At 71.1% G+C, this 16,046-nt stretch carries 11 protein-coding genes; 2 read left to right on the plus strand and 9 right to left on the minus strand.

Annotation, left to right across the window (positions count from 1 at the left end; genetic code table 11):
• Positions 1 to 8: 8 nt before the first annotated feature.
• Positions 9 to 878 carry an MBL fold metallo-hydrolase gene (locus N8I87_RS02440; protein WP_263205046.1) on the plus strand — a complete coding sequence of 290 codons (870 nt, stop codon included), beginning with the start codon at positions 9 to 11 and terminating at the stop codon, positions 876 to 878.
• Between the two features lie 28 nt (positions 879 to 906).
• Here the strand turns inward: N8I87_RS02440 and narI are convergent, their stop codons facing one another.
• From narI to N8I87_RS02485, 9 genes are all read right to left on the minus strand, one after another.
• Complete coding sequence (narI, locus tag N8I87_RS02445) at positions 907 to 1,674, minus strand: respiratory nitrate reductase subunit gamma (RefSeq protein ID WP_263205047.1); 768 nt, start codon at positions 1,672 to 1,674, stop codon at positions 907 to 909.
• Entirely contained in the window at positions 1,671 to 2,330 is a 660-nt protein-coding gene (gene narJ, locus N8I87_RS02450) for a nitrate reductase molybdenum cofactor assembly chaperone (RefSeq protein ID WP_263205048.1), read from the minus strand. The genes narI and narJ overlap by 4 nt, the downstream gene beginning before the upstream one ends.
• Positions 2,327 to 4,060 (minus strand): nitrate reductase subunit beta, encoded by a 1,734-nt coding sequence (gene narH / locus N8I87_RS02455; RefSeq protein WP_263205050.1) that lies wholly within the window; start codon positions 4,058 to 4,060, stop codon positions 2,327 to 2,329. The genes narJ and narH overlap by 4 nt, the downstream gene beginning before the upstream one ends.
• On the minus strand, positions 4,060 to 7,794 hold the full coding sequence (locus tag N8I87_RS02460; RefSeq protein WP_411577182.1) for a nitrate reductase subunit alpha: 3,735 nt from the start codon (positions 7,792 to 7,794) through the stop codon (positions 4,060 to 4,062). The genes narH and N8I87_RS02460 overlap by 1 nt, the downstream gene beginning before the upstream one ends.
• A 180-nt stretch (positions 7,795 to 7,974) precedes the next feature.
• Positions 7,975 to 9,219, minus strand: coding sequence for an MFS transporter (locus N8I87_RS02465; protein WP_317633440.1), 1,245 nt, complete (start codon positions 9,217 to 9,219; stop codon positions 7,975 to 7,977).
• A 71-nt stretch (positions 9,220 to 9,290) separates the two neighbouring features.
• A complete protein-coding gene (locus tag N8I87_RS02470; protein WP_263205051.1) occupies positions 9,291 to 10,274 on the minus strand; it encodes an Acg family FMN-binding oxidoreductase in 984 nt (327 codons plus the stop codon).
• Positions 10,275 to 10,788: 514 nt separating this feature from the next.
• Positions 10,789 to 11,994: a globin domain-containing protein gene (locus N8I87_RS02475; protein WP_263205053.1), complete on the minus strand. Its 1,206-nt coding sequence runs from the start codon at positions 11,992 to 11,994 to the stop codon at positions 10,789 to 10,791.
• 262 nt (positions 11,995 to 12,256) lie between these two features.
• Positions 12,257 to 13,240 carry an Acg family FMN-binding oxidoreductase gene (locus N8I87_RS02480; protein ID WP_263205054.1) on the minus strand — a complete coding sequence of 328 codons (984 nt, stop codon included), beginning with the start codon at positions 13,238 to 13,240 and terminating at the stop codon, positions 12,257 to 12,259.
• Between the two features lie 289 nt (positions 13,241 to 13,529).
• Complete coding sequence (locus N8I87_RS02485) at positions 13,530 to 15,254, minus strand: sensor histidine kinase (protein ID WP_263205055.1); 1,725 nt, start codon at positions 15,252 to 15,254, stop codon at positions 13,530 to 13,532.
• Positions 15,255 to 15,583: 329 nt separating this feature from the next.
• On the opposite strand from N8I87_RS02485, the gene N8I87_RS02490 reads away from it, so the two are divergent.
• Positions 15,584 to 16,030, plus strand: a complete 447-nt coding sequence (locus N8I87_RS02490; protein ID WP_263205056.1) for a pyridoxamine 5'-phosphate oxidase family protein — start codon at positions 15,584 to 15,586, stop codon at positions 16,028 to 16,030.
• The last annotated feature ends 16 nt before the right edge of the window (positions 16,031 to 16,046 follow it).

Consider the following 16,046-nt stretch of genomic DNA (forward strand, 5'->3'; position numbering starts at 1 on the left):
GAGGCGTCATGTCCGGTGCGGGCGAGTTGGGTGGCCGGAGGTTCAGCGCGGAGCCGCTGGGTGTGGACTGGATTCACGGGTCGCCGTCGGCCAAGCACAACACCGATCCGGATCTTCAGGTGCACCGGTACGACGAGCACACGGTGGTGCTGCGGCAGAACAAGGCGATCGACTACGAGGCGCCGTTTCTGTATCTGCTGTTCGGGGAGCGCCGGGCGGTCCTGATCGACACCGGTGCCACGGCGTCGCCGGAGTTCTTTCCGGTGCGCCGGACCGTCGATGATCTTGTCGAGACGTGGCTGGCTCGTCATCCGCGCCGTCACTATCGGCTGCTCGTGCTCCACACGCACGCGCACGGCGATCACGTCGCGGGCGACGGCCAGTTCCTCGATCGGCCGGACACTGTCGTGGTCGGTGCCGATCGGGACGCGGCATGGGCCTTCCTCGGCTTCGCCGACGACCCGGACGCGGTGCGGCCGCTCGATCTCGGGGGCCGGGTCCTGGAGACGCTCGCGACACCGGGCCATGACGCCGCGGCGATCACCTTCTACGACCCGTGGACCGGGTTCCTGCTGACCGGAGACACCGTCTACCGAGGTCGGCTGTACATCGAGGACTGGCCGGCGTTCTCGCGGACGATCGACCGGATGATCGCATTCGCCGGCCGACGTCCGGTCACGCATGTGCTGGGCTGCCACATCGAGATGACGCGCCGGCCCGGCGTCGACTATCCGATCCGGACCACCTATCAGCCGGACGAACCCGCGCTGGAGATGACCCCGGACCACCTGCACGCCGTGCGCGCGGCCCTGGACGAGGTCGGGCCCGAGCCCACTCGGCGGGCGTTCGCCGACTTCGTCCTGTGGCCCAAGGGCTGACGGTCGGACCCGTGTCCGACAGGGCTCGCTATCCGACGCGTTCCCAGCCACGGCGCGGCGCCCGGGCGCCGAGGCCGACATCGCGGCTGCGGTAGACGATGTAGGGGCGGGTGAGGTAGCCCAGGGGCGCGGTGAGCATATGGACCAGACGGGTGAAGGGCCAGGCGGCGAAGAGCAGCAGGGCGCTGATCGCATGGAGCTGGAAGAGGATCGGCGCTCCCGCCATCAGGGCCGGGTCGGGCCGGACGTAGAAGATGGAACGGAACCAGGGGGAGATGGTCTCGCGGTAGTCGTAGCCGCCGCCGACGATGTTGGCGGCGACGGTGGCCGCCAGGCCGAGCACGATGGTCGCGGTGAGCGAGACGTACATGGCCTTGTCGTTGCGGGTGGTGGCGGAGAAGACCGGGCCGACGGTGCGGCGCCGGTAGATGAGGATGGCGAGTCCACCCAGGGTGCACACGCCCGCCGCGGTACCGAGCGTGACGGCCGTGACATGGTAGGTGTGCTCGCTGACGCCTGCCGCCTCGGTCCAGCTCTTGGGAATGAGCAGCCCTCCGATGTGGCCGACGAGCACCAGGAGGATGCCGAAGTGGAACAGCGGGCTGCCGATGCGTAGCAGCCGGTTCTCGTACAGCTGGGAGGAGCGGGTGGTCCAGCCGAACTTGTCGTAGCGGTAGCGCCAGATATGGCCCAGGACGAAGACGGCGAGGGACAGGTACGGCAGGACGACCCACAGCAGGATCGCGCCGGTACTGGTCTCGGCCGCCAGGGTCAGATCGGGTGAGGGTGCGGTCATCGCGGGCCTCCCGCGGGGTCGGGCAGGTACTGCGCGGGTGTGTACGGGTCGAGGCCGACCTGTTCTTCGGGCGGGCCTTCGGCGGCGAGGCGGGCGACTGCCTCACGGTCGTCGCCCGCGAGCTGGGGAAGGGTGGCGGAGACGGACCGCAGGACGTCGGCCCAGGCGGAGCCCTCGTCCTGCAGGGCCAGGCGCAGCAGTTCCAGTCCCGCGCGATGGTCGGTGAGCAGGCCGAGTCCGGTGGTGGGGTCGGTGGCGGCGAACTCGAGGACGACGGCGAGGTGGTCCGGCAGTTCGTCGTCGGCCAGGCGCCAGCCGGCGGCGGCGTACGTCTGCTTCAGGCGGAGCAGTGCGAGGCCGCGTTTGCGGGTGTCGCCGTGGGCGTAGTAGGTGAGGTAGGGGCAGCAGCGTTTGCGGTGGTCGAAGGTGGCGACGTAGGCGGTGGCCAGGTCGGCGGGGGCGGTCCGGTCGGCGTGTGCCACGAACTCCAGGAGGGGTTCGGCGACGGGCCGCGGAAGGTGGGTGGCGACCTGGCGGGCCAGTTCGAGCCGGGCGGGGAACTGGTCGTCGGGGTAGGCGAGCAGCAGGGACTGGGTCTGCCAGGCGTGCGGCTGCCAGGGCTCGGTGCGCGGTGTGGCTCTGTTCTTCTTTCTCACGGCTTCGGTTCGACCTCCCCGCCCGCATCGGGCTCCTCGCCGCCGGAGGCGGCCCCACCGTTGGATGGTGGGAAGAGGCCCGGTGGGGTGCCCTTGCCGTCCCAGTTGAGGAGGTTGACGCGGGTGGCCTTGTCGGTGGGGGTGGCGGGTGTGTCGGCGGACTGGCGGTCGCGCAGGGCCTGGTAGTTCTCCACCGCGATCGGAGCGGCTCCGCCGGAGGTCTCGCCGAAGGGGCCGGAGCCTCCCATGCCGGGCCCGCCCTCGTAGTCCAGGCTGCACTCGGTGGCGAGTTCCTCCAGGTTGTGGGCCTGTTCGGCGTGGGCGGGCGGGATGACGTACCGCTCGTCGTACTTGGCCAGGGCCAGCAGCCGGTACATGTCGTACATCTGCTGCTCGCTCATGCCGACCTGTTCGGGGATGGCGGCGTCGGGTTCCCGGCCGAGGTTGATGTCGCGCATGTAGGAGCGCATGGCGGCCAGGCGTCTGAGCACGGCGTCGACGGGTGCGGGGTCGCCCGCGGTGAAGAGCTGGGCGAGGTAGTCGACGGGGATGCGCAGGGCGTCGACGGCCGCGAACAGGTTGCGGTGGTTCTCGCTGTCGTGGCCGGTCTCACGGACGGCGTCGACGACCGGGGAGAGCGGCGGGATGTACCAGACCATGGGCATGGTGCGGTACTCGGGGTGCAGCGGCAGCGCCACCTTGTAGGTGTTGATCAGTGCGTGGATGGGTGACCGCTGGGCGGCCTCGACCCAGTCGCGGGGGATGCCGTCGCGTTCGGCGGCGGCGATGACCTCGGGGTCGTTCGGGTCGAGGAAGACGCCGCGCTGCGCCTCGTACAGCTCGGTGTCGTCGGGGGTGCAGGCGGCGTCCAGGACGCGGTCGACGTCGTAGAGGACGAGTCCGATGTAGCGCAGCCGGCCGACGCAGGTCTCGGAGCAGACGGTGGGCAGGCCGACCTCGACGCGCGGGAAGCAGAACGTGCACTTCTCGGCCTTGCCGGTGCGGTGGTTGAAGTAGACCTTCTTGTACGGGCATCCGGTCACGCACATCCGCCAGCCCCGGCAGCGGTCCTGGTCGACGAGGACGATGCCGTCCTCGGTGCGCTTGTAGATGGCGCCGGAGGGGCAGGAGGCCGCGCACGACGGGTTGAGGCAGTGCTCGCAGATGCGCGGCAGATAGAACATGAAGGTCTGCTCGAACTCGAGCTTGATCTTCTCCGAGACCTCGCTCAGCAACACGTCCTTGCGGCCGTGATCGGACGAGCCGCCGAGGCTGTCGTCCCAGTTGGCCGACCAGGAGATCTTCATGTCCTTGCCGGTGATGAGCGACTTGGGGCGGGCGACGGGGGTGTGCTCCTGCAGCGGGGCGTTGGTCAGCGTCGCGTAGTCGTAGGTCCAGGGCTCGTAATAGTCGTCGAGCGTGGGCAGTTTGGGGTTGGAGAAGATACTGGCGAGCTTCTTGAAGCGGCCGCCGGCCTTGAGGGTGAGGCGGCCGCGGCTGTTGAGGATCCAACCACCCTGCCAGGTGTCCTGGTCCTCGTATCGGCGCGGGTAGCCCTGGCCGGGGCGGGTCTCGACGTTGTTGAACCACACGTACTCGACACCGGTGCGGTTGGTCCAGGCCTGTTTGCAGGTGACCGAGCACGTGTGGCAGCCGATGCACTTGTCGAGATTCATGACCATCGCCATCTGGGCCATCACGCGCCCGATGGAGCTGTCGCCGCGGGTCATCAGTACGTCACCTCCTGGTCGCTGCGGCGGCGGACGACGGTGACCTCGTCGCGCTGGTTGCCGGTCGGGCCGAGGTAGTTGAAGGCGTAGGACAGTTGGGCGTAGCCGCCGATCAGATGGCTCGGTTTGATCAGCAGTCGGGTGAGGGAGTTGTGGATGCCGCCGCGCCGTCCGGTGGTCTCGGTGCGGGGCACGTCGATGAGCCGGTCCTGGGCGTGGTGCATATAGACGGTGCCCTCGGGCATGCGGTGGGAGACGATGGCGCGGGCGGCGACGACGCCGTTGCGGTTGACCGCCTCGATCCAGTCGTTGTCGTGGACGCCGATCTTCGCCGCGTCGGCGGTGGACATCCAGATCGTCGGGCCGCCCCGGGACAGCGACAGCATGAACAGGTTGTCCTGGTACTCGGAGTGGATGGACCACTTGTTGTGCGGGGTCAGATAGCGCACGGTCACGCCGAGTTCGCCGGTGTCCCCGATGCGTGGCTCGCCGAACAGGGCGTGCATGTTCAACGGGGGCCGGTAGACCGGTAGTTGCTCGCCGAGGGCACTCATCCAGTCGTGGTCGAGGTAGAAGTGCTGGCGGCCGGTGAGGGTGTGCCAGGGTTTGCTGCGTTCGACGTTGACGGTGAACGGCGAGTAGCGGCGCCCGCCCGTCTCCGAGCCGGACCACTCGGGGCTGGTGATGACCGGCACCGGGGCCGCCTGGGTGTCGGCGAAGGTGACCTGCTTGCCCTCGTGCTCGGCGGCCAGGTCCGCGAGCCGGGTGCCCGTGCGGGATTCGAGGGTGTGGAAGCCCTGTGTGGCCAGGTGCCCGTTGGTGGTGCCGGACAGCGCGAGGATCGCCTCGCAGGCGTGCACGTCACGGGCGATCACCGGGCGGCCGTCGGCCACTCCCCCGCGCGCGGTGCCGTTCTTGTGCCGCAGGTACTCCAGTTCCCGGTCGACCTTGAAGGTGATGCCCTTGGTGGTGGCGCCGAGCGTGTCGAGCAGGGGGCCGAGTGCGGTCATCTTCTCCGCGACGGCGCCGTAGTCACGCTCGACGGTGAGCAGTTTGGGCATGGTGCGGCCGGGTACGGGCTCGCACTCGCCGGCCTTCCAGTCCCGCACGCGGCCGTGCGGGTTGGCCAGTTCGTCCGGTGTGTCGTGCAGCAGGGGGGCGGCCACCACGTCCTTGCGCACTCCCAGGTGGTCCGCGGCGAGCCGGCTGAACTCCTTGGCGATGCTGTTGAAGGTGTCCCAGTCGGTGCGGGTCTGCCACGGTGGGGCGATGGCCGGGTTGAACGCGTGCACATAGGGGTGCATGTCGGTGCTGGACAGGTCGTGCTTCTCGTACCAGGTGGCGGCCGGCAGCACCACGTCGGAGAACACGGTGGTGCTGGTCATCCTGAAGTCCAGGGTGAGCAGGAGGTCCAGCTTGCCCACCGGTGCCTCCTCCCGCCACACCACGTCCCGGGGCCGTTCCCCGGGCGCGGCCTCCGTGGCGTTCACCGAGGAGTCGGCGCCGAGGAGGTGCTTGAGGAAGTACTCGTTGCCCTTGGCCGAGGAGCCGAGCAGGTTGGCCCGCCAGATGGTCAGTACGCGGGGGAAGTTCTCCGGTGCGTCCGGGTCCTCTCCCGCGAACCGCAGCCGTCCGGCCTTCAGTTCGTCCACCACGTGCTCGCCGACGCCCCGGCCGGCGGCCTCGGCCTCGTCGGCCAGGTCGAGCGGGTTGCGGTCGAAGGTGGGATAGGAGGGCATCCAGCCCATGCGCGCCGAGGCGGCGATGACATCGGCGGTGGTCATGCCCGCGAACGGCCCGCCGGAGCCGGCCGCGGCGAGGGTGTCGGCGGAGAACGGGTCGTAGCGGTACTGGTCGGCGTGCAGATACCAGTACGCCGTCTGGATCATCTGCCGTGCCGGACGGTTCCAGTCGGCCGCGGTCGCGATCGCCGAGTAGCCGGTGATGGGGCGGACCTTCTCCTGTCCGACGTAGTGCGCCCAGCCGCCGCCGTTGACGCCCTGGCAGCCCGTCAGCGTCGTCAGGGTGAGGAACGCCCGGTAGATGGTGTCGGAGTGGAACCAGTGGTTGGTGCCCGCCCCCATGATGATCATCGAACGGCCGTGGGACTCCTCGGCGTTGGCGGCGAACTCGCGCGCGATCCGGGCCGCCCGGTCCGCATCGACGCCGGTGATCCCGGCCTGCCAGGCGGGGGTGTACGGCTCGTTCGCGTCGTCGTAGCCGGAGGGCCACCGGCCGGGCAGGCCGTCGCGGGCCACCCCGTACTGGGCCAGCAGCAGGTCGTACACGGTGGTCACCAGCCGTCCGGCCACGCGCCGCACCGGGACCCCGCGCCGCAGTTGCCGTGCGCTGCCGTCGGGGGCGTCGAAGCACGGCAGTTCCACCTCCACCGGCTCCTCGCCCCCGCCGTCGGCGGACAGCAGCGGGTCGACGTCGTCGAGGTCCAGGTTCCACTTTCCGGTGCCGGACTCCCCGAACCGGTCGCCGAGCGTGCCGTTCGGCACCGTCGGTCGGCCGGTGGCGGCGTCCAGCAGGACGGTGCGGAACTCCGCGTGCTCAAAGGCGGCATGCTCACCGTCGAGGTCCGCGGCGGTCAGGAACTTCCCCGGCGCGTAGCTGCCCGGCTCGCGCTCGTCGAGCGTGACCAGGAACGGCAGATCGGTGAACCGCTTGACGTAGTCCTCGAAGTACGGGGTCCGGCGGTCGACGAAGAACTCCTTGAGGACCACATGCCCCATGGCCATGGCCAGCGCCCCGTCGGTGCCGGGGTGGGCGGGCAGCCACTCGTCGGCGAACTTCACGTTGTCCGCGTAGTCCGGGGAGACCGCGACCACCTTCTGGCCCCGGTAGCGGGCCTCGGCCATCCAGTGCGCGTCCGGGGTCCGGGTCACGGGCAGGTTCGAGCCCCACATGATCAGATAGCCGGCGTCCCACCAGTCCCCGGACTCCGGTACGTCGGTCTGGTCGCCGAAGACCTGCGGAGAGGCGACCGGCAGATCGGCGTACCAGTCGTAGAACGACAGCATCACGCCGCCGAGCAGCGAGTAGAAGCGGGCGCCGGAGGCGTGCGAGACCATCGACATCGCCGGGATGGGCGAGAATCCGGCCAGCCGGTCGGGGCCGTACTCCTTGATGGTGTGCACATGGGCGGCGGCGATCATCTCCAGCGCCTCGTCCCAGCTCGCCCGCACCAGGCCGCCCTTGCCGCGCACCGACTTGTAGCGCCGGGCGCGCTCGGGGTCGGAGACGATGTCCGCCCAGGCCGCGACCGGGTCGCCCAGCCGGGCCTTCGCCTCGCGGTACATCTGGAGCAGCACGCCGCGCACATACGGGTAGCGCACCCGGGTCGGCGAGTAGGTGTACCAGGAGAAGGCCGCGCCGCGCGGGCAGCCGCGGGGCTCGTACTCGGGGCGGTCGGGGCCGACGGAGGGATAGTCGGTCTGCTGGGCCTCCCAGGTGATGATGCCGTCCTTGACGTACACCTTCCACGAGCAGGATCCGGTGCAGTTCACACCGTGGGTGGAGCGCACGACCTTGTCGTGCGACCAGCGGTCCCGGTAGAAGTCGTCCGCCTGGCGGCCGCCGGCTCTGCGCAGCGTGCGCAGATCGCCTGACACCTCCGCCCGGGTGAAGTACCGGCGGGAGCGCACCAACGCCTCCGTCAGCTCACCGTCCAGCCCCGCCGGGTGGGCAGGGCTCGTCTGTTGGGTGCGGGAACCGGTGCGGTCGGCCACCGTCTCACCTCTTTCCGGGCGTGAGCCCGACGGTGTTCTCTGTCAGCCGGCACGTGGCCGAGCAAGCCGCACGCGTTCCCTCATGCGGAACATCCGCACCAAAGTGCGCAGGCCTGTTCGCATTCTTGCCCTCACCCGGCAGAGGCGCCAGGGGAACGATCAGATCCGGTAGGAACGCGGTTACCGCTCCTGTGGCTGGCCGACCTGAGTGCGCCGGGCGACGGCGTGGCGGACAACGGTGGCAGTGAACACCAGCAAGGCGGCGGCGACCAGACCGAGCAGGATCAGGCCCACCGCGTAGGAGCCGTAGGCGCCGTACAGCGAGCCCATGACCAGGGGCGGCAGGAATCCGCCCAGCCCGCCGGCCGCGCCGACGACTCCGGTGACCGAGCCGACCTGGTTCGCCGGGGCCAGCAGGGCCACCAGGGCGAAGACCGCTCCGCTGGCCGCGCCGAGCGCGGCGGCCATGGCGAGGAAGGCGATCGTGCCGACCGGCGCCAGGGAGGGGGTCGGGGACTGCAGGAACGCGCCGACGACCACCACGCCCAGCGCCCCGACGAGGACGCGCACCGCCCCCACGCGGTCCGACAGCCAGCCGCCGAGGGGCCGCATCGCCACCGCGAGCAGCACGAACCCGGCCATCCGGTTCGCCGCGTCGGCCTGGGTCAGCCCGTAGGCCGTCCTCAGATACGCCGGCAGATAGACCGAGAAGGCGACATATCCGCCGAAGGTCACCGCGTACAGGGCAGCGGCCTGCCAGGTGACGCCGAGCTTGAGCGTGGCGGCCAGGCGACGGGAGAGCGCCTCCGTCGGCACCACCCGTCCGGGGGCGTCGCGCAGCACCAGCGCCGCCACGACCGCGTACACCGCCAGCACGGCGGCGGTGATCAGGAAGGGGGTGGCCATGCCATGGGCGTCCACCAGCTTCACCGTGGTCAGCGCGCTGATCGCGGTGCCGCCCATGCCCATGCCGAAGATCCCGATGGCGAACCCTCGCCGCTCGGGCGGGAACCAGGCGTTGACATGGGGCACGCCGACGGCGAAGGCGGTGCCGCCGATACCGAGGAAGAACCCGCCCACCAGCAGGGTTGCCAGGGAGGAGTGGCCCGCGAGCCCGAGGTAGAGGACGGGGACGATGGTGGCCGCGGAGACCAGTGGGAACATCACCCGTCCGCCGAACCGGTCCGTGAGCGCCCCGACCGGAATGCGGCCCAGCGAGCCCACCACGACCGGCACCGCCACCAGCAGCGACTGCTCGAAGGAGGTCAGGTCCAGGGATTCCTTGAACCGGGGGCCGAGCGGGCTGAGCAGCGCCCACGCCCAGAAATTGACGGCGAAGCCGATCGTGGCCAGCGCCAGCATCAGCCACGCCCGGCCGGGAACCGGTGCCGGCCCTGCCTCCTGCTGAGTCGGTACCTGCGCCATCCTGTCTGCTCCTTCGCTCTCACCGATCCGATACGGCTCACCCGGCGGAGTGAACCGATGCGGCCGTGGCCTCAGGGCCGTGCGGGTGCACGCGGGGTCCGGCCGCCCTCCGGGCCGTATCCGAAGCGGATCAGCAGCTGCGGACTGCAGCGCCGCTCAGGTCCATTGCGCATCGCCCACCGCAGATCCGGCCACTCCAGCGCCTGGTGCAGCATCGACGTGCGCACTCCGTGCGCGGTGGCCACCAGCAGCACACGCTGCAGCGCCTGACCCGCGCGGAGCCAGTCCACACGCCGGTCCCGAGCGGTACACAGCAGGGCCAGTTGGGTGTGACGCTCGAAGCGGAGCCCGGGCAGGTGCCGCGACCGCTGGGTGCCGACGAAGTCCCGCATGGGTAGCCGTCCGGCCGAGTCCCGCGGCCCCAGCGCTGTCACCGGAATGCCGTACTGGCCTTCACCCGGTGCGGTGATCCAGGCCCTGGTCTCGGCCGCACGCCCCGCGTCGGCGTGGTTGCGCGCCTCTCCCGCCGCGGTCAGATGCAGCAGCCGCCGGGTCCCGGCGAAGTCCGGTACCCGCAGTCTCGCGCCTTCGAGCCGGGCGGCCTCGGTCATCTGCGCCACCACGGACTCCGGCACCGGACGCCCGGTGAACGGCATACGACTCGTGTGGCGCCGCGCGATGGCCCCGTACAGATCGAGTTCCCGCCACTGCGCGAGCGAGAGGAAGTCGGAGCGGCCGCACGGCCATACGGCGGCCAGCAGCCCGGGGTCGGAGGGGTCCGGCAGCAGCCGCACCATCGCCTGCAGACCCAGGTGATCCACGGCGACGCGAAGGTTGAACAGCGCCGCGCCCACCGACAGATACTGGGCCCGGAACTCCGGATCGGTCAGCGAGAGCGCCTTCTGCGCTACGGCGCGGACCTGCAGCACACCGGTGGCGGAGTCCAGCCGGAACCGCCAGGGCTGGGTGTTGTGGATCGAGGGTGCCGCCGTCGCGGCCGCCAACAGCGTCTCCAGGGCGGTGGCATCGATCTCCGATATGCCTGATGCGTGCATGCGCTTCTCCTGACGACCGCCGGGACGTGGGCCGCTTCGGTACGGCCCGCGCCGAGCCTCTGGTCCGGCCGCCCGGGAGTCAGGGCAGACAAGGCGGGCGGCCGGACGGTGACCGAACCGGTGCGGGCGCGCGCCGGCTCTGGCCGGAGAAGCCGAGCGGGTCGGCGCCCGTTGGATCCGTACACGTGATCCTCCGGTTCGGTCGCCCCCAGCTTGACCGACGGCCCGGGGCGCCGCCCACGGCCGGACGGGCCCGGTTCAAGGGCCACAGGGCTCTGATACGGCCGGATTTCGGGGCCCGCCGGTCTCCCGGTCCGGGACTTTCGGCCCAGGCGGACAAGGGGGTACGGCGACGACGGCGCCCTCCTGCGACGGGCCTCGGCCCGACCGCCGTCCGGGCGTATGACAACACCGGCCTGCCCGATGAGACAGACCGGTGTCGTCCAGCGGCAGGCGGCGCGGACCCGGTTCAGCAGCCGGGGAGGCATGGGCGGCGCCGCTCACCGCGTGGCTGTCAGTCCTCGGCGTGCGCCAGCCACAGGTCGGGGCCGAACACCTCGTAGCGGATGTGGCGCGCGGGGATGCCGGCCTGGAGCAGCTGGCTGCGGACGGCGCGCATGAAGGGAAGCGAGCCGCACAGGTACACGTCGGCGCCGGCGGGCAGCTCGAGCTCGTCGAGGATCATCAGTCCGGTGCGGGCACCGGCTTCCCCGTCCGCGTCCTCCTCGTACCAGAACTCCGCGTGGGCGTTGGGCAGTTGCTCGACCAGGCGGCGGGTGTCGGCGCGCAGGGCGTGGTCCTTCGGGGCGCGGTCGGCGTGCAGTACCCAGACCGGCCGGGAGGAGTCGGTGGCGGCGAGGTGTTCGAGCATGCCGACCATCGGGGTGCAGCCGATACCGGCGGAGACCAGCAGCAGGGGGGCGTCCGCGTCGTCGAGGACCACGTCGCCGAACGGCTTCGACAAGGTCAGCTCGTCGCCGGCCTTCACGGTGCGGTGCAGGTGGTTGGAGACCTCGCCCTCAGGAGCCTCGGCCACGCTCGCGACGCGCTTGACGGTGAGGCGGCGCAGCTCGCCGTCGGGAGCTCCGGAGAGGCTGTACTGGCGCAACTGGTGGATGCCGTCGGGCATTTCGACGCGCACGCTGACGTACTGGCCGGCGCGCGAGGGCGGCACGGGCGAACCGTCGGCCGGGCGCACCAGGAAGGAGACCACGTCCGGGGTCTCCTCGCGGCGCTCGACGACGGTCCACTGCCGCCAGGGGTGCCGCGGGTCGACGTCGGCCTCCTGGTAGAGGCGCGCCTCGCGGGCGATGAGCGCGCCGGCCATCAGCCAGTAGACCTCGTCCCAGGCCCCGGCGACCTCGGGGGTGACCGCCTCACCGAGGACGTCGGCGATGGCACGGAACAGGTATTTGTGGACGATCGTGTACTGGTCCTCGGTCACACCGAGCGCGGCGTGTTTGTGCGCGATCCGGGACAGCAGGGCGTCCGGGCGGGCGTCGGGGTCGGCGAGGAGCGCCTGGGCGAAGCCGGCGATGGACCCCGCCAGAGCCTGCCGCTGTTCGCCGTTGGCCTGGTTGCCCCGGTTGAACATCCCATCCAGTAGCTCGGGTTGGTCGCCGAACATCATGCCGTAGAAGCGCGTCGTTATCTCGTCGAGGGCACCGCCCACGGCGGGCAGCGTGGCGCGGACGACAGCGGCGGACTCGGGCGAAAGCATGGTTCTCCTCGGAAATACAGAGGTGCGCGGGCGGTCGCTCACGCATCACAGCTGCAATCCATTAAGCCGAGTCCCGGGCCCGTTCACGGGCCTGATTGGTCGATCTAGGCCAAACGGCTCGGCAGATCAGGACGCTTGGGCCCAGCAATTCCGACCCATGAGGGCCGGATGGCCCTAGCGCATCCGCCGCGGGCCTGGTCGTGATCCCGGCATGCCACGCGTCCCCGGCACGCCGGGCTCCCCCTGCCCGGGAAGTCACTCGCTAGGCGATGTCGAGGATGTCCCGCACGGGGCGGCGGGGTGTGGCGGAGCCGGGCGGGCCGTAGCCGAGCCGCAGCACCATCTGGACGTGGCCCGTGCCCGACACCGGGTCGCGGGCCAGGAGGCGCAGCTCGCGGCTCTCCAGGGCGTGAGAGGTCAGGGCGGTGGCCAGACCGGCCAGGGTGGCTCCCAGGAGGACGCGCTCCAGTGCCTGCCCGGCCACCAGCCAGTCGGCGGGCGTGTCGGTGTGGGTGCTGAGCAGCGCCAGATGGGGGTTCTGCTCGAAGGGGGCGCTGTCGCGCTCGGCCACCGCCCGGCGTCCGGCGAAGTCGCGCAGCGGAGCCTCGCCGCTCGACGGTCGCGGCCCGAACGCGTACTCGGGCACTCCGTCGGTGGCGGATTCCGCTTCCGGGCCGATCCGGGTCCAGTGCTCGAGGTCCTCGCGGCCCCGGGGATCCAGGATGTCGCGGCTCTCGGCGTCACGGACGAGCTCCAGCAGGGTGGCGATGTGCCAGGGCCCGGGGAAGAGCAGTTCGGCGCCCTCCCGGGCGGCCGCCGCCCGCAGCCCGGCCAGCACATCGTCCGGGATGTCCTTCTCGTCGAAGGGGTGGCGGCTGGTGTGCCGCTGCCCGATCGCCGGATACAGCGGGCGAAGGTCGTCCTCGGCCGGTGCGCCGGGACCGGCCAGTTGCACGGCGGCCAGCAGCAGCGGATCCGCGGGGTCCGGCAGCAGTACGACCTGCGGGGCGAGCCGGGCGTGCACGGCGGCGACACGCAGATTGAACAGCGCCGCCCCGCATCCGATGTGCAGGGCCCGGTTGCCCGGATCGGACCGGTGCATGGCCCGGTCGAGGTCGGCACGCAGCAGGAGGAGACGCTCGGCCGTCACGAAGCGGAAGCTCCACGGCTGAGCGTTGTGCATGGACGGGGCGGCCGTGGCCTCCTCGACCAGTGTGGACACCGTGTGCACGTCGAGCGGTCGCATGGCCCTCGCAGCCTCCTCACCCGCCGCCCCCTCGGCTGCCCGGTTCGGCGGGCACCCGGGACGGGCGCGTTCAGGGTCGGGCACGGTCCTCGTTCCGGTCCCCGGCCAGGTTCTCACGCGCGGGGGCAGCCGGTCCCCGTATCCGCCGAAAGGCCTCGGCCCGTCCACACGAGCTGCGGCCGTCCAAGGGCGGTCCTGTGCCAGGGCATGCGACGCCGTGGCCGGCCAAGGACGACCCGTGCCGGGACCCGCGACCCCGGGATGATCCGAACGACCCCCTGGGGCTCCCCTAGGGCTCCCCCACCGGCGCGTGCCACACCAGTGTCGTACCGCCGCCGGTCCGGTCGGTCAGCTCCATGTCCCCGCCCAGTTGCCGGGCCCGTTCCTTCATGTTGCGCAGGCCGCTGCGGCGGCCGCGGGGAGGGATGCCCACGCCGTTGTCGGAGACCGTCAGCCGGATCTGCCTGCCGTCGGTCTCCAGCGCCACCTCGGTCTTGGAGGCGTGCGCATGGCGCGCGACATTTGTCAGTGCCTCGGAGAGCACCGCCATGACCTGGTCGGCGGTCTCCCGGGCCACATCGGTGTCCAGCAGGCCTTCCATCCGCAGGCTGGGGGCGAACCCGAGCAGCGGCGCGGCCTCGCCCACCGCGCGTACCGTCCGGGCCCGCAGGCCTGGGCCGGTGGCGCTGTCCTGCGCCCGCAGACCGAAGATCGTCGACCTGATGATCTTGATCGTCTCGTCCAGGTCGTCCACCGCCCGCAGCACCCGGCCGGACGCCTCCGCGTGCTCGATGAACCGCCCCGCGCTCTGCAGCGTCATGCCGGTGGCGAACAGCCGCTGGATCGCCAGATCGTGCAGGTCCCGGGCGATCCGGTCACGTTCCTCGAGCACGGCGATCTGCTCGGAGTCCTTGCGCCGCTCGGCCAGCTCCATGGCGACGGCGGCCTGCGCGGCGAAGCCCTGCAACGGCTCCGTCTCCTCCTCGGAGAACGGGGGTCTGCCCGCGGCACGGACGAGCAGGACGACGCCGCGTACGCCCTCGCCGGAGCCTATGGGGACGGCAACGGCGGGGCCGAGTCCGTAGAACCGCGGGGGACCCGACGAGACGCGTTCGTCGCGGCAGACGTCGGCGCTGGTGATGGGGGCGCCGCTGGAGAAGGCCCGGCCGATCAGGCTGTCGTCCACGGGCAGCACCAGACCGCGGTGGGCCTCCGCCTCCTCCCCGATCGCCAGTTCCACGGTGAGCGCGTCGGTGTCCGCCATCGGTACGGCGAGCACGGCGAGGGACGCCGAGGTGATCTCCCCCGCCCGCTCGGCGATCAGTCTGAGGACCTCGCCTCTCTCGATGCCGGACATCAGTCCGTGGGTGATCTCGGTGCTCGCGCGCAGCCAGCGCTCGCGCAGCCGTGACTCCTCGTACAGGCGGGCGTTGTCGATCGCCACGCCGGCCGCCACGGCCAGGGTGGACAGGACCGACTCGTCCTCCTCGTCGAAGTGCGCGCCGCCCCGTTTCTCGGTGAGGTACAGGTTGCCGAAGACCTGGCCGCGTACCCGGATGGGGACGCCGAGGAAGGTGTTCATCGGCGGGTGGTGGGGCGGGAAGCCGTACGACGCCGGGTGCTCGGCGAGATCGACCAGCCGCAGCGGTTCGGGGTGCCGGATCAGCTCGCCCAGAATCCCGTGGCCCTGCGGGAAGGGACCGATGCGGGCGATCTGCTCGTCGCTGACACCGACCGTGAGGAAGTCCGACAGCAGCTTTCCGTCCGGCCCGATCACGCCCAGCGCCGCGTACTCCGCGTCGACGAGGACCGCCGCGGCCTCCACGATGCTGCGCAGCGCCTGCTCCAGGTCCAGCTCCCGGCCGACCGAGAGGACCGCCTCCAGCAGGCTGTGCACCCGGTCCCGGGTGCCGCGGGCGGCGTCCAGGCGGGCCTGCAACTCCTCCAGGAGCTCGTCCAGCCGCAGCTGCGGCAGCCGCAGGCGCGCCTCGCGAGCATCGTCGGAGCTTCCCACCGTTGTCCTCCGTCCCTGGTCACGGTGCCGGCACCGATCCTTCTGAACATCTGCCACGGTATCGGGCCGGGGACGGGTGGTGGCACGAAGGATCGGCTTACCTGTCCGCGCGCACGGGCAGAGGCCCGCGAAGCAGGGCCGGACGCGGCCCGCGCAGGGCCGAACGGCCCTGGCTGGACGCGTGCGTCGGCCGTTTCACTGGTCTGATCGAGGTCCCTGAACGCGGACACCGGACGATCGGCGCACGGACGCGCAGCGGACACCGGACGCGACCGCGGACACCGGACGCACATGAGTACGTGCCGACCCCCTCCTTACGGACACACGCCATGCCTATCAAGAATGCCGAGCCGGCCCTTGTGGAACCGCGCCGGAGCGCAGAACTCGACAGTGCCGAGGCCCTACGGCTGCTGGGCAGCGTGCCCATGGGCAGGATCGTCTTCACCCGGAGCGCGCTGCCGACCATACGCCCGGTCAATCACATCATCGACGACGGTCAGATAGTCATCCGCACCCATGAGGGCGCGGCGCTGACCTGGCACACCCGCCACCACGGCAGCCAGGGCGTCGTCGTCGCCTATGAGGCCGACGTCATCGACCCGGACACACACCTGGGCTGGAGCGTGGTGGTCACCGGTTTCGCCGAACTGGTCACCGACGAACGGGACCTGGCGCGCTACCGGGAGATGCTGCGCCCGTGGGTGCGGCAGACCCTGGACCAGGCCGTGCGCATCCGGCCGGACCTGGTGTCCGGCATCCGGGTCACCGAGGCATGAGTGACCCGCTCGACCG

The sequence above is a fragment of the Streptomyces sp. HUAS 15-9 genome (genome assembly GCF_025642155.1).
Lineage (GTDB): Bacteria > Actinomycetota > Actinomycetes > Streptomycetales > Streptomycetaceae > Streptomyces.

Coding starts and splice junctions, on each gene's coding strand:
- N8I87_RS02480 (WP_263205054.1), bottom strand. CDS start 13,240: ATGCGACCGCTCGACGTGCACACGGTGTCCACACTGGTCGAGGAGGCC.
- narI (WP_263205047.1), bottom strand. CDS start 1,674: ATGACCGCACCCTCACCCGATCTGACCCTGGCGGCCGAGACCAGTACC.
- N8I87_RS02465 (WP_317633440.1), bottom strand. CDS start 9,219: ATGGCGCAGGTACCGACTCAGCAGGAGGCAGGGCCGGCACCGGTTCCC.
- narH (WP_263205050.1), bottom strand. CDS start 4,060: ATGACCCGCGGCGACAGCTCCATCGGGCGCGTGATGGCCCAGATGGCG.
- N8I87_RS02475 (WP_263205053.1), bottom strand. CDS start 11,994: ATGCTTTCGCCCGAGTCCGCCGCTGTCGTCCGCGCCACGCTGCCCGCC.
- N8I87_RS02490 (WP_263205056.1), top strand. CDS start 15,584: ATGCCTATCAAGAATGCCGAGCCGGCCCTTGTGGAACCGCGCCGGAGC.
- N8I87_RS02470 (WP_263205051.1), bottom strand. CDS start 10,274: ATGCACGCATCAGGCATATCGGAGATCGATGCCACCGCCCTGGAGACG.
- N8I87_RS02440 (WP_263205046.1), top strand. CDS start 9: ATGTCCGGTGCGGGCGAGTTGGGTGGCCGGAGGTTCAGCGCGGAGCCG.